Genomic DNA, 24,815 nt, shown 5'->3' on the forward strand with positions numbered 1-24,815 from the left:
ATTTTGTGTAGGATTAATTTATAATAGAATCATTAGAATTATCACTCACAAAAAGGTGTGTCCTTATGAATACGATAATGGAAGTAAAAAATATTTCTAAACAATATAAAGCCACAAAAGTTTTAGACAACATTTCATTCTCCATTTATAACGCGGAAATTATAGCATTCGTCGGAAAGAATGGCTCAGGAAAGAGTACGCTACTCAAAATTATTGGTGGTATAGTGGATACAGATAGCGGGACAGTGACCAAACATCGACAATCTTTAAAAATCGGCTACGTACCCGAAGTCACTCCATCGCATCTATTATTTTCCCCTGAAGAGTATCTTTTTTATATGGGTAAAATTAGTGGTATCCCCAAAAAACATTTACAGCAAAAAATAGATCAATTACTAAAGATATTTAATATGGAGGCGTCTCGTACGACAAGAATTACTCATCTTTCAAAAGGCATGAAGCAAAAAATTATGATTATGCAGGCAATGCTTGAAGAAACACATCTTCTCATCTTGGATGAACCTTTATCTGGACTTGATCCTCGCGCCCAAATTGATTTAGAACAAATTCTTTTGTCATTAAAGGAAAATGGATATAGTATCATTTTAACTTGCCATGAAACAAAATTATTAGAAAATCTTGTAGACCGAGTTTTATTAATTCAAGAGGGCCAAGTGTTATAACTGGAATCATTTAAAGAAAACCATATTCCATACAATCAAATAATTTTTGAGTTATCAAGTCAAAAATCCCTTGATGCACTTTCTTCTCTTATGCAAATCAAAGAAATGCGTACATTAACGAATGGCAATCAAGAGGTAACCGTAAAAGTTAGTAGTTCAGATACTGATAAAATCCTTCTGACATTACTTCAGCACCAAGCGTCCATTAAACAGCTCATACCTCTAAATCCAAAGAAAGATCAATTCCATAGCCATTTCTAGGAGGTTTACAAGGGAAATGATGAGTTTATTGCACTATCAAATAGTTAACTATATAAGAACGTATAAATATATTCCGCCTTTTTTCATTTTCATTTTATGTATGGTAGTCAATTATGCATTTGTGCCAAATCCAATATTAGATAGTTACTCGTTTACTTCGACATTTCTTTTTATGTTAATGGGATGGTTTACCGTTACAATATTTCATGGGGAGGATGAAGGACAAAAAGTAATTACTATACTCCATTCTAAGGGAGAAAAAGCTTATTTTAGGGCACTTTATTTGATTTGTATAATGATCGGCTTTAGTTTAAGCTGTGTTGCAGTATTCTATCCGATAATGATTGATGCATTTGGTGAAAGACCAAGGGCCTTACATATAATATTAGGCTTTCTAGCTCACTTTAGCCTTTCGATCCTTAGTATTGCACTCTCTTCCCTTTTTACAAGGGAACTAGTCCAAAACAGACAAAATTCTTGGTGGGGGGTACTTAGTGTCCTAATCATTTCTTTAGCTATCGTTTCGTTGAAAAATGTCATCGTGCAAGTACAAGGTCTTATATGGCTTCTACCTCCTGTACATCTTTCTTTAAAAATGATGAGTGCAGATGATAGTATCCAAACAATACCTGCTGTTTTTTATTGGCAATATATATGGATTTTTATTTATAGCATGCTAGTAATTAGTTTGTACTTCTTTATTTCAAATCGTAAAAAGAAAATGTAATAAGTGCCAGGCACCCAAACAATTCTGAAAATTACGAGTGTCTGGCACCTAAAGAATTAATCAAGTAATTCTTTTAGCTGTTCAATTTCAGTAACTGTTAGTCCGGTTAATTCAGCAATTGTTTCAACATCTGTATTTCTTTTTAATAGTTTCAATACGATTTCCTTTTGCATCTTATTTTCTCCCTGTTTGATACCTTGCTCAATACCTTGTTCAATTCCTTGTTCAATTCCTTGTTGAATACCTTGCTGAATACCTTGCTGAATACCTTGCTCCATTCCCCGTTCTATTCCTTTTAATAGCCCTTCCTGCTCAGCTATATATTTTGTATCTTCAAGCTTCGCCGCCTCATCAAGAATATATTTCAAACGAGATTGGTAAGCATAATAATCTTCAGGGGATTGACTTAAATCTTGCCAAACATTGAAAGCATTTAATAACTCCTCATCTTTCATGGCGAGCTCCTCCAATTCCAAATAGATTTCTTCATAGACTTTACCTTTACGACCATCAACCATTGCCAGCAACATTAACCATCTAGCAAGTACATTTTCCCAAGAATTTAATTGCTTTGCGTACCATTGCTTTATAAATTTATTTATTTCGATAAAATGAATTTCAAGTACATCGTCCATTTTAAACTTCTCATCAAAGTCATATAGTTGGAAAAGGGAATGGTAATTATTTGTTTGTTCAAATAAACTAAAATTACAAATATTGATAGTTATTGTAGGTCGAAGTTTATAATAACCCATTCCTTTTCGAAGCTGAGAGGTATAAATTCGAGACCAATAATACAGTGTTCGTTTCATCATGTCGTATTTATTTGTCAGTTGGATTTCAACATTAATAAATAAATCATCTTGTGTTTTCACTAAAATATCCAAGCGTGACTGCTTATCATCTACATGCTCGCTACCGAATTCTTGCCGCATAAAAGAAATCTCTTTTATAGTATTACGGCCAGTACGTTTTAAAATAGCATTTAGAAAAACCACAGTAATATTTTTATTCTGCTCTGTACCAAAAAATTGTTTAAAAACATAATCTACCTTTAAATCGACAAAACTCTCAAGTGGGATTTTACGTAAAGTCTTTACACTCATTCGCATCACTCCAATTGATTGATTTACTATCTATAATTATAACATTTTGTCGATTTAGGGAAAAATGAAAAGAGTGCCTGACACCCGAACAATTCAGAATCTTTCGAGTGTCAGGCACTTTCACTACCACTAAGGTGTGGACTGCATGTTTAGATTGGCTGCCTTTTCCTGTTGTTTTATGACGATCCATTTACCGCATAACATCACTATTAACGCTAAAAATACGATGACTCCAGCAAAGATGAGTGCTGCTTTATAGCTGCTGTATACTACTACAAGTTGTCCAGCAATTATTGGTCCGATTATTTGGCCAAATGCATAAAATGTCGTTAATACTGAAACGATTGGACCACTTTGGGTTGGAAAGAGCTGTCTGGCATATGCGGTTGTCAATGTTACAATGCCAACGAATGTTAAGCCAAATAAAAATGAAGACAATAAAACACTCCACACTGTTTGTGAAAATACCGGCAACAAAATCCCTAGCACTTGTAATATGTATGCCACAAACAATATTTTAATTGCTGAAAACTTTTCTAATAAAACTGTCCAAACTGGGGCAGATGGGATTGCCGCCACTCCAACAATGACCCAGCTATAGGAAGAGTATGCTTGGAGAGATGGAATGTTATGAATAATATCTACTAAAAATGTCCCTGTAATAATATAGCCAAGCCCCTCAAGCCCATACGCAGCAATAAGCCAAGGCATAAAACCTCGCGACATTTTTGTATCAGACGATTTAGTAACCTTTACGCTATCGTGAACTTGTAAATTTCTCCATAAGATCAATGTAATAATTAATAAAAGTGCTGATAAAATTCCTAAGCCAATCCAAGTACCTTGCCAAGCAAAACGTACTTCAATGAAAGGTACGAACAAGCCAGATATGGCAATACCAAGTCCTATACCGCTAAATAAATAACCTGACCACTTTGTCAGTGATTGTTTAGCTAAATAATCCATAATAATACTGGATGTTAAAACAAATATTAGCCCTCCTGTAATCCCCGCAACTAAGCGCAGGACAAGCCAAACACTATAAATTTCAATTAGCCCCATAAGAACTACAGAAATAACATTTAACACAACACTCAACAGTAAAAAATTTTTCTTTTGGCGATAAATAAATCCAGCCCATAATGCACCAATAAAATAACCAATATAATTACTGGATGCTAAAAAGCCGGCCACATTAAACGAAAAGCCGACATCCTCCCGCATAAATGGCAAAATGGGCGTAAAAGCAAAACGGCTAATCCCCATTGCTACTACGAGCAACAATACTCCTCCAAATAATACCCCTATATGTTGACGATTCATCGCATCCCCTCCCCTTTTTGTTAATAAAAGGATACTTAATACACATTCAGAAAGCAATTATATTTATAAAATTTTACCAATATTCTAAAAACAAGCGTATTACAAGCTACAAAAAAGACTCAAGCAATTATACTTGAGTCTTCTAAATTTTATTTAGCTTCTAAATTCATAATAATAAATAAAATGAGCAAAAAAACGAGCAAACATATTCCTGTTATGACGACAGCCTTTCTACCAAGCATGCCCATTCACATTCCCTCTATAATCAGAATTTAACTCGATGTTAAAGGTTCTTGGACGCACCCCAATAACATTATCTCCTATTTTTGCACCTACAAAAGCTGTAAATGCAGCACTCGCATAAAATTTACCATCACTAACATATGCATCTAACGAAGTTCTTTCAAAACCACTTAAAGGAACAAAGTTCTGAACAATGTAAGCATTTTTATACTGTACAGAGGTTACTCTTTGATTACTATATTCAAATCTACCTTCTAACCTAATTTTCACAAAGGTTATCCCGAATAATCTAAAATCTGCATCAAATGATACTGGTCTAGTTTGTACGGTTGCTCTAGTATATCTATGTTTTTCATTGCTTTGTATACTGTTTTCAGTAAGCTCTACGTCAAAATTACCACCATTTTGTAAAACATCTAAAATTACTTCTTGCTTTTCTTTCGATAATTCACTATATTGCTGAATGAATTCATCGTACGTATCACCAAATGACTTTAGATAGGAAACATATTTTTCTGGGGTTTCAAATGGATTATCTTGCTCATTCTCACTTGCTGCCAAAGCAAAATTAGGGATTACTAATCCTATAACTACTACAAATAAAATGAATACACTACTTATTTTTTTCATAGTATGCTCCTTTCTCTGTTTAGTAAGTATAGAGATTCTAGCAGTGAACGTTAGAATAACCTAATTACCATTTTTATACCTTGCTAGATTCAAAAGGCCATACTGCCACCTCCCTTTTTTGCGCGAGATTTTTAATTGAAAATAATTCTCAATTATATTTTATTCAAAAATTTTTAAGTTGCCAACCCCCTTTTTTCATTTTTCATTCCTTCAACCACATATTCCCATTGCGTTAAATTGTTGTAAAAAACTTTTCATTTTATGTTAATTCCTCTTATATCTCTATCAAATCCAGCAGCAATTTATTCGTTTTTTTATAGACTTCACAGTTTTTTTGTCCTATAATATTCCCTACCGATACTAAAATACGAACATTGAGGTGCGAAACGTGTTAGAATATACGCAAATTTTCAAAGGTACTGCTTTTTCGAGTCAGTCTCCAAAAGAAGTACAAATTTTAAAAGATTATCTATTTTGCATTAACGCTGACGGTATGATTGAAAAGGCTGTTGCGCCAGAACATCCTGATTATCAAACATTACTAACTACATACGAAGGAAAAGAAAATTTCCACCAATTATCTGATGGACAGTATTTCTTACCCGGCTTTGTCGATTTGCATGTACATGCACCGCAATGGGCGCAGGCTGGAACTGCTTTAGACATTCCTCTTAATGACTGGCTGAACACATATACCTTCCCTATTGAATCGAAGTTCTCGGATTTAGCATTTGCCAAAGAAGTGTATGAAGATTTAGTTAGTACCCTCCTTGCGAATGGCACAACTACATCGCTATATTTCGCAACTGTCCATAAAGAAGCGAGCCTACTATTAGCAGAAATCTGCGCTACAAAAGGACAACGTGGTCTAGTTGGGAAAGTTGTCATGGATGACCCTGAACAAAACTCTGAATTTTATCGAGATGCAAACACAGATGCAGCATTAGCTGACACAGAGGAGTTTATTTTAGCTGTAAAAGAATTAGCGAAAACTACTAAACAAGGTGTCTATCCTGTTGTAACACCTCGCTTTATTCCAAGTTGTACAGATGGTGCTTTAAAAGGTTTAGGAGAATTAGCTGCTAAATACGATACGCACATTCAATCTCACTGTAGCGAAAGCGATTGGGAGCACGACTACGTACAAGACCGCTTCAACAAAAACGATGCCTATGCGTTACATGATTTCGGTCTATTAGGTGATAAGTCTGTTATGGCGCATTGCAATTTCTTAAACGATGATGATGCAGCATTATTTGCTGAAACAGGGACAGCAATCGGTCATTGCCCAATCTCAAATGCTTATTTTGCTAACAGTGTCATTCCAATTGCCCGTTTCCATTCAAAAGGGGTGGATATTGGTTTAGGATCAGATATTTCAGGTGGCTTCTCTCCAAGTCTTTTTGATAACGCAAGACAAGCTGTTATGTCATCTAGAATGTTAGAAGATGGTGTTGATACGGCGCTTCCTGCAGACAAACGTGGTGTACCAAATTCACGTATTACGATTAATGAAGCATTCTACTTAGCAACAGCAGGTGGTGGCGAAAGTTTAAGCCTTCCAGTAGGTCGCTTACAGGAAAACTATACGTGGGATGTTCAAGTAATCGATACAAAAATAGTCTCTGCCAAACTTCCAATCTATGATAACAATGAAGCATTGATTGATATTTTCCAAAAAATCATGTATCTTGTTCGTCCTGAAAATATTCGTGAAGTGTGGGTGCAAGGCACTAAAGTTCATGAAAGAGCTTAATAATTTAACGCAAACAATGCCCTCCCCTTTGCTGTAGCAGTTGGAGGACACGAACCAATGTAAGATTCAACCTAATCATCATATAAAAACTTAAACTTTGAGGTGTACATCTTAGTGGAAACGCAAAAAAACAATCTAGCAAACGATAAAAGTAATACCACGCATTTAACTGTTTTACCCGATGAAAAAGTGCCATTTAGCCAATCAGTTCTTCTAGGTTTACAGCATGTTATGGCAATGGACGTCTATGTAGTTCCCTTCCTTATTGCGATGTTAATTGGTTTGCAATCAGGTCAATCAAGCGCATTGATACAATCGACTTTTATTGCAGCAGGGATTGCGACAATTGTTCAAACACATTTCTGCATGAAGCTACCAATCGCACAAGGGCCGTCTTATGTACCACTAGGTGCGATTGTAGGTATTTATGCCGCTAGTGGCAGTGGCGAACTTGGTTGGAGCTCTGTGTTAGGAGCAAGCTTAATTGGTGCCATTTTTGTCATTATTTTAGGCTATACAGGTATTTTCAATAAAATTGTTAAAACTTTTATTCCTCCAATTGTAGGAGGTACAATTATTTTCGTTGTTGGATTATCGCTAATGCCTGTTGGTATAAGTAGTAATATTTTTGAAGGCGCTGGTGCGACGATTAACCAAAATATTTATTTAGCGCTTATTTCAGCTATCGTTTTAATTGTTTGTGTAATGCTAGGCTCTGTGTTCCGTCAAAAAGGTCGTGCATTTCGTATTGCATCTGTTATTATCGCGTTACTTATAGGTTGTATCGCTGCTAATATAATGGGTGTATTAGATTTATCAGCAGTTGGAAAAGCAAAGTGGTTTAGCTTACCACAAATTCCTTTTGCAGACTTTGGCTTTACATTTAACTTCTCAGCAATTTTAACAATGATTATTATTTATATTGTTTTACTGGCTGAAACAACAGGTACATGGTTTGCAGTTAGTAATGTTATTGAAAAACCATTGACAGATAAGCAAATTAATCGTGGGGTTATCGGAGAAGGTATCGGCTGCTTCATCGCCTCATTATTAGGTTCTACTCCAGTAACTGGCTATTCAACCAATGCAGGTGTGATTTCCATTACAGGTATTGCAAGTCGTCGTGTCTTTATTGCTGCAGGTGCTTGGTTTATTTTGTTCGGTTTTTCTGGTAAATTAGCTGCATTAATTTCTGCCATTCCTTCTGCAGTTATCGGCGGTGTTTTCGTTATCGTTTGTGGCATCATTGCAATTAGTGGGTTACAAGTAATGAAAAATGAACGTATCGGTGAAAAAGAAATGTACGTTATCGCTGTGCCAATTATTTTAACATTAGCACTAACGTTATTACCGAAAGATTTCTTATATTCTTTACCAACAACGGTTCAATATTTATTTGGTTCTCCAGTAGCGACCGCTGCAATAGTTGCCATTCTTCTAAATAAAATTTTACCGACTGTTAAATAGATTAATAATAATGCGAGAGACTGTAGATAAACTCAATGTGAGTTTGCCTACAGTCTCTTTTTTTTGTTCTACTGGTATATAGTAAAATTTTACAAAAAAGGTATAATAGTATTGCCTAATTCATAAAAAGGAGAATAGTCAAATGAATAAAGTAATTATACCAATACTAATTGTCATTATTATGACCGGATGCAATGCATTTCCTAAGGGTGTTTTTAAACAACCAGTGGGCCAAGTTATTTTGGATGGTGCGCAATATAATATGCTTCCAAGTAAATTTGAATGGAAAGAAGACGATGTTGAAATGAGGCTGAAAGGGTCCCCTGATATTAATGAAATAGCAGATAACTTTGAAACATTAGATGTCAAAAAAGGAGAGATACTAAAATTTAATATTGAACAAAGTCCAATCGCCATTACTGCAACTAAAATGAATGAAGATGGCACAATTGAAAATGTTGAAATTAAAGAGGAAAAAATAACGATGCCTTCTAAAGAAGGATATTATATTTATGAACTGGATGCCTTATGGAATAACGGAAAAGAATCATTTATTTTTGATGTTTATGTAGAATAAATAGGATCGCTTCTTACGATTTATAGACAAAAAGACAAAATACCTTAAGAGAGTGGTACTCTCGAGGTACTTTGTCTTTTTTTAGATTGACTCTTTCGTAGTTTGTTCAAAATCACATAAATCAATCCATTTTTGAATAGACAGGATGACTTCCTGAAACGCTAAGCCGTTCGGTGTTAACGCATATTCTACTTTTTTTATCGATGAATCAATATATTTTTTCTCGATTAGTCCTGCTTGAACAAGCTCATTTAGACGTTCTGTTAGCAAACGATCAGAAATGCCAGGGATAGTGGCATGTATTTCATGATACCTTTTTGGACCAGGCAATAACGTATAGATGATCATGCCCATCCAACGTTTTCCTATAAATTCAATTGCCTGATGGTAGCTACTACATATATGTGAACAATTAGATTTAGTCATATAATAACCTCCCATTTTTAAATTCCGTATTTCTATTGTAACACACAAATTTTTTTATTTGACGTATAAACTTACTAATGGTAAGATTCTAATTATCAACTTACCATTAGTAAGTTTTAAGGAGGACATTATGTCAATAACAAATAACAAAGCGAATCTATATACAATTATGGAGGATCGAAAATCAGTGCGTGTTTATGATCCTACTTTTAAAATACCTCAAGCAGAGCTTGAAAAAATCATTCAAGAAGCAACAAGTGCACCGTCATCTAGCAATCTACAAGCATGGAGATTTCTTGTTATTCAAGATGAAGCAGTGAAAACAGAGCTCCGTGCGATTGCCAATAACCAAGAACAAGTTGAAACATCATCAGCAGTTATTGCGGTGTTAGGAAATGCCGAAATGTATCAACAAGTAGAACAAATTTATACACAAAATGTCGCAGAAGGTCATATGGGTGATGCACAGAAGGATTTAATGATTGCGAATACCCTACGCACTTACCCATCTGCCCCATTAGAAGTACGAAAAAATATTGCTACATTTGATGCAGGTCTTATTTCAATGCAACTTATGCTTATCGCCAAAGAAAAAGGCTATGATACTGTGACAATGGGCGGTTTTGATAAAGCGAAATTTGCTGAACGATTTGAATTACCAGAGCATATTTTCCCTGTAGTCCTTATTGCTATCGGTAAAGGTGCTGCACCTGCTTATGGCTCGTCTCGTTTACCGTTAAAAGATATTGCTCGTTTTATTTAATAGGTAAATACTTGACCACCATCGCACATGTATCCCTGTGCCGCTTAGCCGCTGCTTAAATAATAACAACCAAGAGAACATATTGTCTCTTGGTTGTTTTCGTTACACGATAAGATTAAAAACATTACTCTCAGTATGCTAAAGTCCGATTGTTCATGGACTCAAAATTCATTGGATAAATCGTTATAAACTTTCCAGATGAAGCACGATTCGCATTTTTTGAATTTAACGCTAACATACTATATTTGTCTTTAAGATGCTTAAACTCAATATTTTTAGCTATGCATAATCGCGCTACCTTTTCTAATATAATATTTGAATCCTCTAATAAGGACGTTACATGAATTTTCCAACCCTGTTCTGGAAGTATTGCGTCTTTCACATGATAAAATTTCCAAATCGAGTCACTATCTGATATAACAGAATAATTATCTGGAATATCACTCAATTGGTATGTATCTTCCTTTTCTTTTATCTCCATTTCACCGTAGTATTCAGAATTGGGCTTCAAATACTTGAAATAGTGCAATAACCCTTCCATTTAAATCCCCTCCATTTAGTTTAATACTACATTGATACATACTCACTATTTAGATTTTTTCATATAAAGTAGATTATGGTGTATTTTTCAATGTGCTAGGATAGAATTTAGGACTATAATTCCTCTGCATAGCACTTTATTATCCATATATAAGGAGCGCAATAAACCCTAAATATTATGTTAAGTAGCTTAAAATTCTTTCTTACGATAGATACAGAGTGATATAAGAGAAGATAGTATAAATAACAAAATACCTACTAGGAGCAATAAAAATGGCAGATATATTGATAGATTTAAATTAAGATTTGACAACGGTGGCCGTTCCAGCAAGTAATGTATCTCGCTTACATTATTTATAGAAATAAACGATCCAAATACCCCTGCTATTATAATAACGTCAGACTTTTCTACTCCATAGTTATAAAGAAGGGGGAATACTATTGCTCCCGCTAAGAGCAAAGCAACAGCATCAACAGCAATCAACTCAACAACGTTATTACTATTAAAGGGAAGCTGGAACAATAGTGTATATATATATACTACGCCATAGGATAGTATGACTCCGATAGTGATGAATAAAAAGTAGAATAGATAATAACTTTGTACAATAGTACTTCTACGCACTGGTAAAGTAAGCACATACTTATCATAACCGGACTTAGCCTCAATTTTTGACAATTCTAATATTGGTAACATCATAAGCAGCATTATAAACCGAATGGCTAACCACTTACCGCCCTCACCCAATACGAAAGACTCTGAGACATCTGAAATCCACAAAGAAATACCAGATAATACTATACTTGTTGCTGCGTACATCAACACACTTCGATAAACCATAAAAAAGTTTGTATATTGAAGACCTAGCATACGCATAATCTCTATTCACACTTCCTTTTTTAAAAGTATGACTTAAAATTCTTTCTTTTTATTGATAGTTACAGAACAATAATAAGAAAGAATATAGATTAATAAACCAATTAAAATAAATATTACTGAAAAACCAATAAGTATATTAAATTTATGTAAATTTATATTCATTAAACCAGCTATATACTGCATTGCCTTACTTATTAAACCAACAACATAATACGAAGCAAAGAAAGTTAACAAAACAAAAATATCTGACTTTGCTGTACCAAACAGATAGATAAGTGGAAATGTTACCGAACCAGTTAAAATAAATATAGTAAACATAGATATCACCTCTTGATATAAAATAATATCCAGCGATATCCAAGAAAGTAGACTGAATATATAAAGAGCACCCAGAGCCACCATTATCCCTACAACTGTAATAAAAGCAAGAAAAATATATTGACTTTTCACAATAGTACCTATTCGAACTGGAAAGGTAAGTACATACTTATCATAACCAGACTTGGCTGCAACTTTTAACACTTCAAATGCAGGAAGTATACTTAACAGAAATATAATCCTAGGAACAAAGAACTCTGCATCAATTCCAAAAAATGTATCATCTCCAATATACATAAAAAGAATAGCGCCTGTTACTATTGCTCCAACCATGTATATTATCAAACTTCGATAAACCATATAAAAGTTTGTCAATACCAAATACCAAACCTGTCATTTTCATTACTTAAATCACCTCTAATTTAAATAGCATAAGTCAAAATTCTTTTTTACTATAAATAAAGAAAGAAATAAAAAAAGATATAAGAAAAATTAAAATACCTATTAATAAGAATATGAACGGAACTTGTTTTAATGGATTGAGATTAAACTTTAACAACGGTAGTTGATCTAATAGGTAGCCCACTCCCAAGCGGAGTGAATTTACTACTAAACCCATAAATAATAGACTCAGCAGTAGAATAAAATCTGACTTCTCTTCTCCCAGAATAAAAATTAATGGGAATATTATTCCCCCAAGTGTTAACATCGAGAGAATAGTAAAAGCAATAGTTTGAAATAAGCTAAGTTCAATTGAAACCTCTGAAAATAAACCATAGATATAAAGGATACCAACAAATAGTATTACACCTATAACTACTACTAAGAAATAGACTAAATAATAACTTTGTATTATATTTTTTCTACTAACCGGTAAAGTGAGTGAATACTTGTTATACCCGGACTGAGCCTCAACTTTTAGGATTTCCCATACAGGCATTGTTATTACTATACACAACGTAATAGCACTAAAAACTGCGTATGCCCCTCCAGTTAGCTTTAAATAAAAAGCAGTGAGCCCTATTCCTATCAATGTGTACACAAAAATACTTCGATGAACTAAATATAAGTTTGTAAACAATAACCCTTTCATTATTTCGCACTTCCTGTTAAAAATACACTGATTTCTTCCATAGAAATTTTTCGGGCAATCAAGCCACTTGGCAATTTTTTCTTATCTGATATAAGTAACGTGAAAGAAGCACCATGTTTTCTTCGAGCGACAATAATATCCTTATTTATTAGTGTTAGTTGTTCACTATCATTTAAATCTACAAAAGCATATTTCTCAAATACTATGTCTTTCTCTTCATTTAAAGTTATTTTACCTTCACTAATAAAGACAAGATGACTTGCTATTCTCTCAATATCACTCATAATATGAGATGAAAGTACGATACCATGATCCGCTTCTTTCGCAAAATTTTCCAATTCATCTAATACCACTTCTCTTGAAGAAGGATCAAGACCGCCGGTTGCTTCATCTAGGATTAATAATTGCGCATTATGAGATAATGCCACAGCTATTGAAATTTTCATTGACATTCCACGTGAGAATGAACTGACTTTTTTATTTCTAGGTAAAGCGAAAATATCTACTAAGCGATTAAATTCATTTTGATTCCAAGAAGAAAATAACTTAGAAAAAGCTTTTCCTAATTGCTTTATTGTAAGATTAGACGGCAGATTAATCGCGTCAAATACCACCCCTATCTTTTCTTTAAGTTTGACTTCTTTATTTAGATTTTCTTTACCAAATAGCTTTACTGTACCACTCTCTTTATGAACTAATTCCAATACCGCTTTAAATGTTGTCGATTTACCAGCCCCATTATTTCCGATAAATCCAACGATTGCGCCTGGTGGCACATTAAAAGAAACATCGTCTAAAACAACTTTGTCACCATATGACTTTCTAAGATTATTAATTTCTAAAAGATTTGACATTATTTCGTCCTCCTTTATTAATATTAAAATTAGTATGTCAACAGTTATCTACACCTAATAAGTTATACCACCCCATTATTTTCTATATAAATAGAAATAAATCTTAGGTGTTGCACAGAATTACACATTGCTAACATTTTAATCGTTGTCGTCGTTTGATGAATGGTGTTTATTTCCGAATGGGGGTGACGGTGCTGAATAATATAATTGTAATTGCTAAAAAGACTTCAGCTTTATTAAGTGAATTGAGGTATTATTTCATGGAATAAAAGACCTTGACGTTTCCTCCTATTTAGAAAACTATTTAGCCCTTTTTTTCTGCCTAGAAGTATTTTGCAAAAATGCGACGTATGTCGAATCTCGTTCTATTTGTCATTGCGTGGATGTTTATATGATGTGGGAGAATCGACTTCTGATATGTAACGGAATAATCGTTGCGTTAACGATTTCTAGAACAGAATCACAGTATTCAAGTCCGTCAGTTTTACAATATTTCAATAAATTATTTTACAAGTGCTCTCGTTTATAGAGAAATATAGCTATTTTGTTTGTATCATAATGATAGGAAACCGCTATATCTCCACTTACTATTTAAAGTTATTACTAGTTTATCATCCCCATAACCGCCATTTCAACCGACATTTTTTCTGTCGGTAACCGTCATTTTGCTGTCGGTTGATGTGTAATTTTTCTCTTCTTGACTGAAAAAAAACTTAGAATAAACGTCTCTTATATTGAAATAGAAAATGACGGTACATCAAAAAAATGTCATACTTTGCAATTAAATAGGGTAGGAAAGCTTTTCTTTAAAAGTTTGTGGGGACAGAATTGATATCTTAAGTCAGAAGTACACAGCTTTGACACCTTTATAAAATAGCTTCATTAAATCTTGCAATCAACAATACATCCAATTAGAAAAGCACTACTAAAAATGATACTCGAATAGTAACTAACAATGAATCCACCTTATCCTGAGCTAACTTCATATTTAAAGCCACTTAAACTAACTATCAAACATTTATTTATAACTAGTCTTTAAATTCATACAATTACATTACGAAAATAATCAAAAAAGATTGGTACAACGAAACTCGTTATACCAATCCTTTCAGTCATTGATTATTCTTAAAAACTCATGCCAATGATTTAAACGTGGCAATGCTACAAGCTGATTATACGATTGATTTTTTAATATCACTTTCGTCTTAATACCTTGTAGCGTTTCTAACACTGCTGGTTTGTCATCAACGTAAACATCTAAATCAAGTTCTTTAATAATAGCCACTTTCTCCACATCTTGCATACCACAATAGAAATGCCCTTCTTCCACTGGGAAACCTTGCGCTTTCATCCATTGTTGCGTTTGTTGACAATGTTGTTTTGGACGTGACGTAATATAATAAATTTCATGCCCTTGCTGATGTAATGTTTGCAATGTTTCAAGAGCAGCTTCAAAAATTGGACAATCCGTAAAATAGATTTCATCTAAAGAACTGTTCCACATGGCAGAGCCTTCTGCGTCCGTTAAGCCAAATGGTTCGTGAATCTCTACTCTATTCAATGCATGAAATGCTTCGATTGTAATATTTTTGCCTAGTTTTTTATTATAAAGTGAAAAGGCATGTGCACGTAAATCGATCAGCGTATCATCTATATCAAAGCCAAATTTCATCTATATCTTCTTCCTTTCAAGATGCCTGGTCTATAAAGTGAAAGGCAAAAGTTTGTTCTTTTTCAATTTGCTGCGCTAATACATCTTCAATGGCCTGTTCTCGCAGTTGCTGAAAATCTCTCACATTAAATTGTTGTATAGCGTCCTTATTGAGTAATGACGCAAGACAATCAGCATCCTTTAGCGCGCTATTTAAGCCGAATGCGCCAGTAGGTGTCATCGTATGAACGGCATCGCCTAAAAGGACAAGTCCTTGTGTCCCCCAACAGTCACAATGACTACTAAACACATCAAGTAAGACAAAATCTTGCCATGAACGAATATGGTGAGGAACGGTTTCCTCTAATTCAGGAAAAGCCTTTATAAGCTGGCTAATAAACGGAGTAATTGCCTGTTTTCGAAGTTGAGGAAAATCACCCTGTTTAATATTCCAACCAATTTGAATATAGCCCCCTGTCTGTGAGAAAAGAGACAATTGCATACAATCGATTAGCGCCATTTTAATAGCGGGCTCCCAGCCTTGAGGAGCAGGAATTTTTGCCCAGAGTAAATCAAAACCATGTTTCTGTTTTTGAATGGCGATGTGTGCTCGTTTTCGAATAGTTGAGTATCGACCATCCGCTCCTATGATAAGCTGGCTCTTGATTTCAATTACTTCTTCATCCCTTGTTGCAATAACGCCGACATATCGTCCTGCCGTATCTGTGATAAGTGATGTCACCTTTGTATTTAGGAAACACTTAAAATTTTGAAAGTGCGCTGTATGTTGGAGTATTCCTTTAAGCAAATGTGCTTGAGGAACATGAATCCCTAAATGTCCTACAGACGTATCAGGAAAAATCGTTTTAAACGCTTCGCCCTTCGCATAATATTCTAGTTTTTCCATTCGTAATAAGCCAAGTACTTCTATCGCTTCAAAAAGATGATGATTTTTGAGAACAGCTTCGCCTTCTTCATTTAAATGTTCACCACGAAAAGCCTGCCCAAGTGCTGCGCTTTGTTCCAGCAGTATCACAGACAGACCCTTTTTCGCTAGCAAATGCGCGAGAAGTGTACCACTTGGTCCAGCCCCTACTATACATACATCCGCTTGAAAATTCACTTACCTTCACCTTTTTTAGGATAAGCAATAATGCGTAAATCTTGCCCTACCTTATCAACTGAATCAAATACAACATCCCACGCCTCATCCATTGTTGGCGCATTATAGCCAGCAAAAGGTGTTAAAGATAAACTCCCACCTAAAACTTTAGGCGCTACGTAAACAACGTATTTATCGATGGCGGCATTTTGTAAAAATGAAGCATTGATTGTACTTCCACCCTCTACTAAAACATCAGTAATACCAAGTAAATATAGTTTTTCTAACATATCATCAATATGAAGACCTTCATTACCTTTTCGAACAGGTAGGACAGTGACACCTTTAGCCTCAAACGTGTCGATTTGCGCTTGCTTAACATCCTCACTGCAAACAATAATCGTTTTCGCTTCTTCTACATTCAAAACATTGGCATCTGTCGGTGTACGAAGAGAGCTATCCATAATGATGCGTATTGGGTTTTTGCCCTGGCGATCGTGAAGTCTCGTCGTTAAAGATGGATTATCAGCCATTACTGTTCCTACACCAACTAATATTGCATCTACTTCGTGGCGAATATGATGGACATCCTCTCGAGCTTCTGCACCCGTTACCCATTTAGAATGCCCCGTATGCGCTGCGATTTTCCCATCTAATGTCATCGCATATTTGGAAATAACAAAAGGTCGTTTCGTGAGCATATTATGGATAAAGCGCTCGTTTAAACGGCGAGACTTTTCCTCTAATACGCCTACCTCAACTTCAATGCCTGCATCACGCAATAATTGGATACCATTACCCGCTACAGCTGGATTAGGATCTTGCATCGCTACTACAACGCGGCTTACTTCTGATTCCTTAACTAAATTAGCACAAGGAGGCGTTTTACCATAATGTGAACATGGCTCAAGTGTTACATAAAGTGTAGCACCTTTTGCATGCTCTCCTGCCATGCGAAAAGCATGCACTTCCGCATGAGGTTCTCCCGCTTTTCGATGTAAGCCAGTGCCTACGATTACATCATTTTTTACAATAACAGCTCCGACAAGAGGATTGGGGTTCGTATTCCCTCTTGCACTGGCTGCTAAATCTAATGCTAATTGCATATATTTTTCATCTGTCGTCATCTTTGTACCCTCCACCTACTTCACTTCCGTATATGACCAGATTTCTCCACTTTTGTATCTAAATAAAAACGATTTGTTTCCGTTATACCTCCCCATAAAGGGATATGTCCGTCTGCTGCTAAGCCGTGCAACTGCAAAGCAGTAAGCTTCTTTGGATTATTTGTAATCAATGTGACAGGCTTCGCACGAAGAGCTGTTAATACAGTAACCGCATCTTCATAAGAACGCGTATCATCTTGGAAACCTAGTGCAAGATTTGCTTCTACAGTATCTAATCCTTCTTCCTGCAATAAATAAGCAAGCGATTTAGAAAATAGACCGATGCCACGTCCTTCATGATCAGCTAAATAGAAAATCGCTCCACACCCATGTTCGACAATCATTTTCATAGATTCATGTAATTGATAGCCGCAGTCGCAGCGTTGGCTACCGAATATATCGCCAGTATGGCAAATACTATGCATACGAATTAAAGCATCTTCTTCATTGGCGAAATCACCGTAAACTAGTACGGATGATTGCTGAGAAAAAGCTAAATTTGCCGTTGCTAGCCCATCCATAATTTCTTCTTTCGTTAAATCGCTACCAACCTTTAACCAGTTATACCATTGAAAAGTTGCTGAAAAATCACCTTGCTTAATAGGTAACTTTACTGGACCTACTAGACAAATATTTTCTGTTTCAGTTTGCTTAACAATTGTCATTTTGTCCTTCACTATATCCACTACTTTAGTAGTAATTGTCATATTTATCGCCAACTTTCTATTCTAAACATTTAGTTGTATTTTCCAAATTAATGCTTCTACATACATAACTTACTTAACGTAACTTAGTTTATAATAATAACTAAAAACTGTCAAACAACAGCTCTTTTTTATTAAAATATCATATCTCAACAAAAAGCTGTTAAATGATGCTTAAATCATATACTAATAGCTTATGGAGGTGCTATTTTTTCTGTGCAGGCTAGTCTATAATAAGCGAAGGTAGGTTTGTTATGACGAAAGGAAGTTTAAGCATGAACTTAGAAAAAAATGTGCAAGTAAGGCAGCCCAAATACCAGCAAATTGCGGTGGATCTGGCCTCAAAAATTGTAGAAAAAAAATATCAAATTGGTGATAAAATTTATGCAAGATCTTCGTTAGCTAGCCAATACAATGTTTCAGCTGAGACAGCGAGAAGAGCGATAGCCGTTTTGCAAGATTTAGAAATTGTCGAGGCTTCTAAAGGTAGTGGAGTTATCATTAAATCGTATGAAATGGCTGCACGCTTTGTCCGACAATTCCATGATGTCCAATCCGTTCATGAGCTACAAAATGAACTTTTATTAAGTATTCAAAAGCAACAACATGAATTGTTACATTTACAAGAAAAGACGAAACAACTTATTAGTCGTACGGAACATTTCCGCTCGGTCAATCCCTTTATCCCATATCAAATTGAAATGACAGCTGAAAGCCCATGTATTCATCAAACTTTGCAAGCATTAAATTTTTGGCAAAATACATCTAGTACAATTGTTGGTATTCGTCGTGGAAATGAATTATTACTTTCACCAGGCCCATATGCTTCATTTGAAGAAGGAGATATTATTTATTTTATCGGCAATGACGAAAGTTTAGGCCGTGTTCAAAGTTTTTTATATCCAAATTAAAATCCGCATAAGCGCTGATATAACAGCGTTTATGCGGATTTTTTCTAATTTCTCAATTTGACAAAAGTAACAACCTTTTGTTAGTGTTAAGTTGTTACTTGTTTATTTTTGGTATCATTATCCTCACATAGTGTAATAAAAACGAAACAATTGTCATATGGAATTTCTTCATCCATTTGATGTTTCTTTTTAAGAGTAACTAGATTCAGCAACACTATTTGAGAGACATCTCACGCTTTTACAAGTGGGATTAGAGCACGAAAGGAGTGGTTCTATGGAAAAAATAAAAGTAGAACATGTTTCTAAAGTATTTGGTAAACATATTCCCCAAGCTTTAGAACTCGTCAAACAACAAAAAAGTAAGACAGATATTTTAAAAGAAACAGGTGCAACAGTTGGTGTATACGATGCCAGCTTTACTGTAAATGAAGGGGAAATTTTCGTCATCATGGGCTTATCAGGTAGTGGTAAATCGACGCTGATTAGACTATTAAATCGACTTATCGAACCTACAAGTGGCAATATTTATATTGATGGAGAAAACATTTCTAAAATGGGGAAAGAAAGCTTACGAACCGCCCGACGAAGTAAAATGAGTATGGTTTTTCAAAACTTCGGTTTATTCCCTCACCGTACACTTCTACAAAATACCGAATACGGCCTTGAAATTAGAGGTATCTCAAAAGAAGAGCGCAAAGCAAAAGCGGAACAAGCTCTTGCAAATGCAGGCTTACTTGCCTATAAAGATCAATATCCAAACCAACTTTCAGGCGGGATGCAACAACGTGTAGGTTTAGCACGTGCACTCGCAAACGACCCAGAGATTTTATTAATGGATGAAGCCTTTTCCGCTCTCGATCCTTTGATTCGTAAAGAAATGCAAGATGAATTGCTAGATTTACAACGAACATTGAAAAAAACGATTTTATTTATTACGCATGATTTAAATGAGGCACTTCGTATTGGTGATCGCATTGCCATTATGAAAGATGGTTCCATCATTCAAATTGGGACTGGGGAAGAAATTTTAACGAACCCAGCTAATGATTACGTAAAAACATTCGTTGAAGATGTCGATCGCTCTAGAGTTTTAACAGCTGAAAACGTGATGGTTCGACCTGTCTATGTCAATGTCGACCTTGACGGACCAACAGTAGCGCTAAAAAGAATGCGCCAAGAAGCTGTAAGTTTACTAATAGCTGTTGACAAAAACCGACATTTAAAAGGGTATATTACCGCTGATGACGCACTAGCGGCTGCTAAAAAACAGGAACAAACGGTACATTCAATCGTTCAATCTGAGATGTTAACCGTTCCACCAGATATGCTTTTACAAGATATTTTAGGTTTAATTCATAATTCCCCTACTCCTATTGCAGTTGTTAAAGATGAACGCTTGCTTGGTGTTCTCATCCGAGGTGTTGTTATCGAAGCACTTTCAACATTCACTGAGGAGGAAGTAACACATGAATAAATTTTTAGACAATATTCCAACCTTACCACTTGCCCCGTGGGTAGAGTCAGCTATGGACTGGTTGACGAGTAATTTTTCAGCATTCTTTGATGTGATTCAAAAATACGGAAAACTACTCATGAACCAGGTCACTGATTTATTAATTAGCATACCGGCTATTATTCTCATTTTGCTTATCGTTATATTAGCGTTTTTCGCTGTAGGCAAAAAATTGGGGCTTGCTAGCTTTACACTAATAGGCCTGTTATTTATCTATAACCAAGGCTTATGGGATCATCTCATGGAAACCACAACGCTTGTTTTATTCTCTAGTGTAATTTCTATCATCATAGGCATACCACTTGGTATTTTAATGTCCAAGTCAAACATTGCCGAAAATATTATTAAACCAATTCTTGATTTCATGCAAACGATGCCTGGCTTCGTTTACTTAATTCCAGCAGTTGCCTTTTTCGGCATCGGCATTGTACCAGGTGTATTTGCTTCCGTTATCTTTGCATTACCCCCTACTGTTCGTATGACAAACCTAGGAATTCGACAAGTACCAAAAGAATTAGTGGAAGCAGCTGATTCATACGGCAGTACTGCAGGACAAAAATTATTTAAAGTAGAAATTCCGCTTGCTAAATCAACAATTATGGCTGGCATTAACCAAACCGTTATGCTATCACTTTCAATGGTTGTTATCGCTTCTATGATTGGGGCACCAGGTCTTGGTCGTGAAGTATTAACAGCATTGCAACGTACACAAGTAGGTAATGGTTTCGTTGCAGGTTTAGGACTCGTGATTTTCGCGATTATTATCGATCGCTTAACTCAAAGCTTTAATAGAAAGAAAGTGCTTTAATTGAGCATTTAAGGATATACATGAACGCACTTCGACGTTTTGTGTATTACTAGAATGCTAAATAACCAGAGAAGAAAGGAAGATTTGATGAAACTGAAAACATTATCTAAATTAGGGATGGCTTTAGGGCTTGGCTTTATGCTAGCTGCATGTAGTGAGAGCGATTCGTCTAAAAGTGAGGACTCGAAAGATGTAAATTTAACCTACGTTGAGTGGGATACAGAAATCGCTTCGACGAACGTTGTCGGCCAAGTTTTAGAGGACTTAGGATATGATGTTACATTAACACCGCTTGATAACGCTATTATGTGGGAAGCTGTTTCTAAAGGAGAAGCAGATGGCATGGTCGCTGCTTGGCTTCCACATACACATGCAACACAATATGAAAAATATAAAAAAGATTTAGATGAGCTAGGTGAAAACCTTGCTGGTGCGAAAATTGGCTTAGTTGTACCGAGCTATATGAATGTCAATTCAATTGAAGATTTAACAAATGAAGCAGACCATACAATTACAGGAATCGAGCCTGGTGCTGGCATTACAGCGGCAACTGAAAAAGCACAAGAAGAATATGATAACCTTTCAGATTGGAATCTATTAACTTCATCTTCAGGTGCTATGACGACTGCTCTTTCAAAAGCAATTAAAAATAAAGAAGACATTATCGTTACTGGCTGGTCTCCACACTGGAAATTTGCTAAATATGATTTAAAATATTTAGAGGATCCAAAAGGTGTTTATGGCGGAGAAGAAACGATTAATACATTTGTTCGTAAAGGCTTAAAAGAAGATCAACCAGATGTATATTCTGTATTAGATAATTTCCACTGGACATCAGAAGATTTAGAAGCAGTTATGTTAGATATTTTAAATGGTGATGATCCTAAAGATGCAGCAAAAGAATGGATTAAAAATAATCCAGATAAAGTTGCTGAATGGACGAAAGATGTAAAAGAACAAAAATAAACAAAATTGTTTGTGTGCCTGACACTTAGTATGTGCACCTAGCAAAATATAAGTTTACTATGTAGTAAAAATCCACTTCGCTTTCAGCGGACACGATACAAGCTGCAACAAGCGCTATTGCGGTTTGTTGCGACTTGCGGTACGTGCAATCCCGCTGGAGGCTTCGTGGATTTTTACTTTGTTATACATAAAATAATTTACAGAATTGTTTGTGTGCCTGACACCTAAGATAATAATTTCAAACAAATGGCGGCACCTAAAACGAGGGCAATACAAACGATTCGTCGCCAGTCTTTAGACTCGTTGAAAAACAGCATACCTAACAACGCTCCACCTGCTGCCCCTATTCCTGTCCAAATGGCATAGGCCGTCCCCATTGGCAATGTTTCCATTGCGAAGGCAAGCCCTAAAAAACTAACCGTAAATGCTACAATCATTAAAGCTAAATTTTTTATGGATTTTTCATCATTGTATTTACTAATCATAAAAACACCCATCATTTCACAAACTCCTGCAATTACTAATGCTACCCATGCCATTATGCTTTCACCTCTTTATCCTTCGGTTCACCTGTTACAAGCTTCAAACCAACAACACCTGCAAGCAACACGACAATACATAAGATTTTAGCGAGCTTCCATGGTTCTCCGAACAGCAGGCTATCTGCGCAAACCGTACCAGCTGTTCCCAGTCCTACAAATACTGCATAGACCGTCCCAACAGGTAAATGCTCACCAGCTTTAATTAATAAATAGAAACTAATAAAGATGGCAATTGCTGTTCCAAGCCATTCTAATATGCTTGTTGCATGCTTTAAGCCGATTACCCAGCCTACCTCAAAAAAAGCGGCAACTAAGACACTAATCCATTGTTTGTTCATTTGTATTCCTCCATTTCATTTTAGATATGAGACACAAAATAGCTTCAAAGTTCTTTCCTAGTTTGTAGCAAAATCTAGGGCAGTAGCATTGAAGGCAAATAAAAAAAGCCTAAGAAACACTGTTTTTCAACAGTATCTCCCAGGCTTTTATCCTTCCGTGTCACAAAAATGCATTTTGTGGTTTTCTCTCGGACCAGACTAGCTATCGCTACGGAACCCTAGAAAACTATCATATCTAATTGTCATTTTAGTATAGCAAATAATTTAAAAACTTTCTACTGGAACATAGCCCACCTTTTCAACTAATGCCTGCCCCTCTGGTGACACAATCCAATCAATAAACTGCTTAACATTAGGATTGTCTGTCCCCGTCGTCACTGCATAAAATTCCGATGTAAGTGGATATGTACCATTTCGAATATTTTCCTTTGTTGGTGCAATACCATCAATGGACAGTAATTGAATTTCCTTATTGCCGACCATTTCAGTTGAATAGTACCTAAATGTAAAACCAATTGCATTTTTATAATTACGATATTGAGAAACCTCATGGATAATGCCGCCCATTCCAGATGCTACATCTTCTGCTGGCGCCTCCATTAGTGCAGTATCACCCATCATTTTTTCTAGTGTCGTTTGACTACCGCTATCAGCAGGTCGTTGGAATGCACGAATCGAGTCATTAGCTCCTCCAACCTCTCGCCAGTTTGTTATTTCTCCAGCGTAAATTTGTTTAATTTGTTCTAGCGATAAATTTTCAACATTATTTTTATGGTGGACAAAAAAGACAAATGCTTCACGCCCAATCGGTGTCATTTCAAATGTCAGCCCATTGATCTCCGCTATCTTAATTTGTGACTCAGAAGGAGCCGCAGCAAAAATTACATCAACATCACCTGAAATTAAATTTTGATAAGCCTCTGGCGTTCGACTTACTTTAACCTCACTATCATAGTACGGGTATTCCTTTTTAGGATATGTCGCTTCTACAAAAGCTGCATATAAGGGATACATTGCCGTTGCGCCATCTAAGCGCGGTAATGGGTCCTTCAATTGTAATGAAGCTTTTGTATCGTTCTTCACAACCTTATTGTGGTCTACGAATGGTTCGTAGGCATACGCATCGATTTCAGCATCGACAGTAGCCATACTCATTTTATAATGATACTGAATGGGTGCAATAGAAGCGATTAAAACAGCAACCCCAATAATTGTCGAAACCACTACTTTGCGCTTCTTTGTCTTAAACCAATCTAACAATAGAAACGTATAGAGTAAAAAGAAGCTTATCGATAGCACGAAGAGTAGAGTTAAATAATGAATAGCACCATTTAATAATAAAGTAAAAGCAATTATTCCAGTAAAAAATAACACGCCGATGAACACGAATATTAATTGCAAAACTATCATTGCCTTGTCCTCCTTTTATATAAAAGTGTAAAATTACACTATTTATATTTACCTTAT

General features: G+C 35.5%; 26 protein-coding genes and 1 riboswitch. Of the genes, 10 read left to right on the forward strand and 16 right to left on the reverse strand.

Translation table 11 applies throughout. The features are described 5' to 3' along the window. Positions 1-65 precede the first annotated feature (65 nt). Together JNUCC52_RS06695 and JNUCC52_RS06700 are read left to right on the forward strand one after the other, a co-directional pair. A complete protein-coding gene (locus JNUCC52_RS06695; protein ID WP_337981748.1) occupies positions 66-683 on the forward strand; it encodes an ABC transporter ATP-binding protein in 618 nt (205 codons plus the stop codon). Positions 684-960: 277 nt separating this feature from the next. Continuing rightward, a complete protein-coding gene (locus JNUCC52_RS06700) occupies positions 961-1,671 on the forward strand; it encodes an ABC transporter permease (RefSeq protein WP_337981749.1) in 711 nt (236 codons plus the stop codon). 56 nt (positions 1,672-1,727) lie between these two features. Here the strand turns inward: JNUCC52_RS06700 and JNUCC52_RS06705 are convergent, their stop codons facing one another. The 3 genes from JNUCC52_RS06705 to JNUCC52_RS06715 form a co-directional block, all read right to left on the reverse strand. After that, positions 1,728-2,777: an Rpn family recombination-promoting nuclease/putative transposase gene (locus tag JNUCC52_RS06705; protein WP_337981750.1), complete on the reverse strand. Its 1,050-nt coding sequence runs from the start codon at positions 2,775-2,777 to the stop codon at positions 1,728-1,730. Positions 2,778-2,906: 129 nt separating this feature from the next. Then, a complete protein-coding gene (locus tag JNUCC52_RS06710) occupies positions 2,907-4,100 on the reverse strand; it encodes a YbfB/YjiJ family MFS transporter (RefSeq protein ID WP_337981751.1) in 1,194 nt (397 codons plus the stop codon). A 231-nt stretch (positions 4,101-4,331) separates the two neighbouring features. Continuing rightward, complete coding sequence (locus JNUCC52_RS06715; protein ID WP_337981752.1) at positions 4,332-4,973, reverse strand: hypothetical protein; 642 nt, start codon at positions 4,971-4,973, stop codon at positions 4,332-4,334. 388 nt (positions 4,974-5,361) lie between these two features. On the opposite strand from JNUCC52_RS06715, the gene guaD reads away from it, so the two are divergent. The 3 genes from guaD (at position 5,362) to JNUCC52_RS06730 (ending at position 8,773) form a co-directional block, all read left to right on the forward strand. Beyond that, complete coding sequence (guaD, locus tag JNUCC52_RS06720) at positions 5,362-6,729, forward strand: guanine deaminase (RefSeq protein ID WP_337981753.1); 1,368 nt, start codon at positions 5,362-5,364, stop codon at positions 6,727-6,729. 114 nt (positions 6,730-6,843) lie between these two features. Beyond that, on the forward strand, positions 6,844-8,196 hold the full coding sequence (locus tag JNUCC52_RS06725) for a uracil-xanthine permease family protein (protein WP_173478334.1): 1,353 nt from the start codon (positions 6,844-6,846) through the stop codon (positions 8,194-8,196). Between the two features lie 142 nt (positions 8,197-8,338). Beyond that, positions 8,339-8,773, forward strand: coding sequence for a hypothetical protein (locus JNUCC52_RS06730; RefSeq protein WP_173478333.1), 435 nt, complete (start codon positions 8,339-8,341; stop codon positions 8,771-8,773). Between the two features lie 81 nt (positions 8,774-8,854). Here the strand turns inward: JNUCC52_RS06730 and JNUCC52_RS06735 are convergent, their stop codons facing one another. Continuing rightward, entirely contained in the window at positions 8,855-9,199 is a 345-nt protein-coding gene (locus JNUCC52_RS06735) for a winged helix-turn-helix transcriptional regulator (protein ID WP_337981754.1), read from the reverse strand. A gap of 136 nt (positions 9,200-9,335) precedes the next feature. On the opposite strand from JNUCC52_RS06735, the gene JNUCC52_RS06740 reads away from it, so the two are divergent. Further along, entirely contained in the window at positions 9,336-9,962 is a 627-nt protein-coding gene (locus tag JNUCC52_RS06740; RefSeq protein WP_173478572.1) for a nitroreductase family protein, read from the forward strand. Positions 9,963-10,092: 130 nt separating this feature from the next. On the opposite strand, the gene JNUCC52_RS06745 is transcribed toward JNUCC52_RS06740, so the two are convergent. The 9 genes from JNUCC52_RS06745 to JNUCC52_RS06785 all read right to left on the reverse strand — a co-directional run bounded on the left by JNUCC52_RS06745 (position 10,093) and on the right by JNUCC52_RS06785 (position 18,273). Beyond that, positions 10,093-10,503: a class III lanthionine synthetase LanKC N-terminal domain-containing protein gene (locus tag JNUCC52_RS06745; RefSeq protein ID WP_337981755.1), complete on the reverse strand. Its 411-nt coding sequence runs from the start codon at positions 10,501-10,503 to the stop codon at positions 10,093-10,095. Positions 10,504-10,692: 189 nt separating this feature from the next. Continuing rightward, positions 10,693-11,373, reverse strand: a complete 681-nt coding sequence (locus JNUCC52_RS06750; RefSeq protein WP_337981756.1) for an ABC-2 transporter permease — start codon at positions 11,371-11,373, stop codon at positions 10,693-10,695. 42 nt (positions 11,374-11,415) lie between these two features. Continuing rightward, positions 11,416-12,033 (reverse strand): ABC-2 transporter permease, encoded by a 618-nt coding sequence (locus JNUCC52_RS06755; RefSeq protein ID WP_337981757.1) that lies wholly within the window; start codon positions 12,031-12,033, stop codon positions 11,416-11,418. Between the two features lie 103 nt (positions 12,034-12,136). Continuing rightward, complete coding sequence (locus JNUCC52_RS06760; RefSeq protein WP_139860744.1) at positions 12,137-12,793, reverse strand: ABC-2 transporter permease; 657 nt, start codon at positions 12,791-12,793, stop codon at positions 12,137-12,139. After that, a complete protein-coding gene (locus JNUCC52_RS06765; protein ID WP_337981758.1) occupies positions 12,793-13,647 on the reverse strand; it encodes an ABC transporter ATP-binding protein in 855 nt (284 codons plus the stop codon). The genes JNUCC52_RS06760 and JNUCC52_RS06765 overlap by 1 nt, the downstream gene beginning before the upstream one ends. A 1,108-nt stretch (positions 13,648-14,755) precedes the next feature. Then, a complete protein-coding gene (locus JNUCC52_RS06770; RefSeq protein WP_173478326.1) occupies positions 14,756-15,319 on the reverse strand; it encodes a 5' nucleotidase, NT5C type in 564 nt (187 codons plus the stop codon). Between the two features lie 16 nt (positions 15,320-15,335). Continuing rightward, positions 15,336-16,421: an FAD-dependent monooxygenase gene (locus JNUCC52_RS06775; RefSeq protein ID WP_337981759.1), complete on the reverse strand. Its 1,086-nt coding sequence runs from the start codon at positions 16,419-16,421 to the stop codon at positions 15,336-15,338. After that, positions 16,418-17,527, reverse strand: coding sequence for a bifunctional diaminohydroxyphosphoribosylaminopyrimidine deaminase/5-amino-6-(5-phosphoribosylamino)uracil reductase RibD (ribD, locus tag JNUCC52_RS06780; RefSeq protein WP_173478324.1), 1,110 nt, complete (start codon positions 17,525-17,527; stop codon positions 16,418-16,420). The genes JNUCC52_RS06775 and ribD overlap by 4 nt, the downstream gene beginning before the upstream one ends. 20 nt (positions 17,528-17,547) lie before the next feature. After that, positions 17,548-18,273, reverse strand: coding sequence for a GTP cyclohydrolase II (locus JNUCC52_RS06785; protein WP_337981760.1), 726 nt, complete (start codon positions 18,271-18,273; stop codon positions 17,548-17,550). Positions 18,274-18,545: 272 nt separating this feature from the next. Here JNUCC52_RS06785 and JNUCC52_RS06790 point away from each other — a divergent pair, with 272 nt between their 5' ends. The 4 genes from JNUCC52_RS06790 (at position 18,546) to JNUCC52_RS06805 (ending at position 22,468) form a co-directional block, all read left to right on the forward strand. Then, positions 18,546-19,181: a GntR family transcriptional regulator gene (locus JNUCC52_RS06790; RefSeq protein WP_173478322.1), complete on the forward strand. Its 636-nt coding sequence runs from the start codon at positions 18,546-18,548 to the stop codon at positions 19,179-19,181. A 274-nt stretch (positions 19,182-19,455) separates the two neighbouring features. Then, positions 19,456-20,655 (forward strand): quaternary amine ABC transporter ATP-binding protein, encoded by a 1,200-nt coding sequence (locus JNUCC52_RS06795; RefSeq protein ID WP_173478321.1) that lies wholly within the window; start codon positions 19,456-19,458, stop codon positions 20,653-20,655. Then, on the forward strand, positions 20,648-21,502 hold the full coding sequence (locus JNUCC52_RS06800) for an ABC transporter permease (RefSeq protein ID WP_217270254.1): 855 nt from the start codon (positions 20,648-20,650) through the stop codon (positions 21,500-21,502). Before JNUCC52_RS06795 ends, JNUCC52_RS06800 begins: the two co-directional genes overlap by 8 nt. An 87-nt stretch (positions 21,503-21,589) precedes the next feature. After that, entirely contained in the window at positions 21,590-22,468 is an 879-nt protein-coding gene (locus JNUCC52_RS06805) for a glycine betaine ABC transporter substrate-binding protein (RefSeq protein WP_337981761.1), read from the forward strand. Positions 22,469-22,692: 224 nt separating this feature from the next. Here the strand turns inward: JNUCC52_RS06805 and JNUCC52_RS06810 are convergent, their stop codons facing one another. The 3 genes from JNUCC52_RS06810 to JNUCC52_RS06820 all read right to left on the reverse strand — a co-directional run bounded on the left by JNUCC52_RS06810 (position 22,693) and on the right by JNUCC52_RS06820 (position 24,758). Then, complete coding sequence (locus JNUCC52_RS06810) at positions 22,693-23,007, reverse strand: DMT family transporter (protein ID WP_173478320.1); 315 nt, start codon at positions 23,005-23,007, stop codon at positions 22,693-22,695. After that, positions 23,007-23,348, reverse strand: a complete 342-nt coding sequence (locus JNUCC52_RS06815; RefSeq protein ID WP_173478319.1) for a DMT family transporter — start codon at positions 23,346-23,348, stop codon at positions 23,007-23,009. Before JNUCC52_RS06815 ends, JNUCC52_RS06810 begins: the two co-directional genes overlap by 1 nt. Before the next feature lie 134 nt (positions 23,349-23,482). Further along, a riboswitch (guanidine-I (ykkC/yxkD leader) is annotated at positions 23,483-23,581 on the reverse strand. A 31-nt stretch (positions 23,582-23,612) separates the two neighbouring features. Continuing rightward, positions 23,613-24,758 (reverse strand): PstS family phosphate ABC transporter substrate-binding protein, encoded by a 1,146-nt coding sequence (locus tag JNUCC52_RS06820; protein ID WP_337981762.1) that lies wholly within the window; start codon positions 24,756-24,758, stop codon positions 23,613-23,615. Positions 24,759-24,815 lie beyond the last annotated feature (57 nt).

The organism is Lysinibacillus sp. JNUCC-52 (genome assembly GCF_015999545.1).
GTDB lineage: Bacteria > Bacillota > Bacilli > Bacillales_A > Planococcaceae > Lysinibacillus.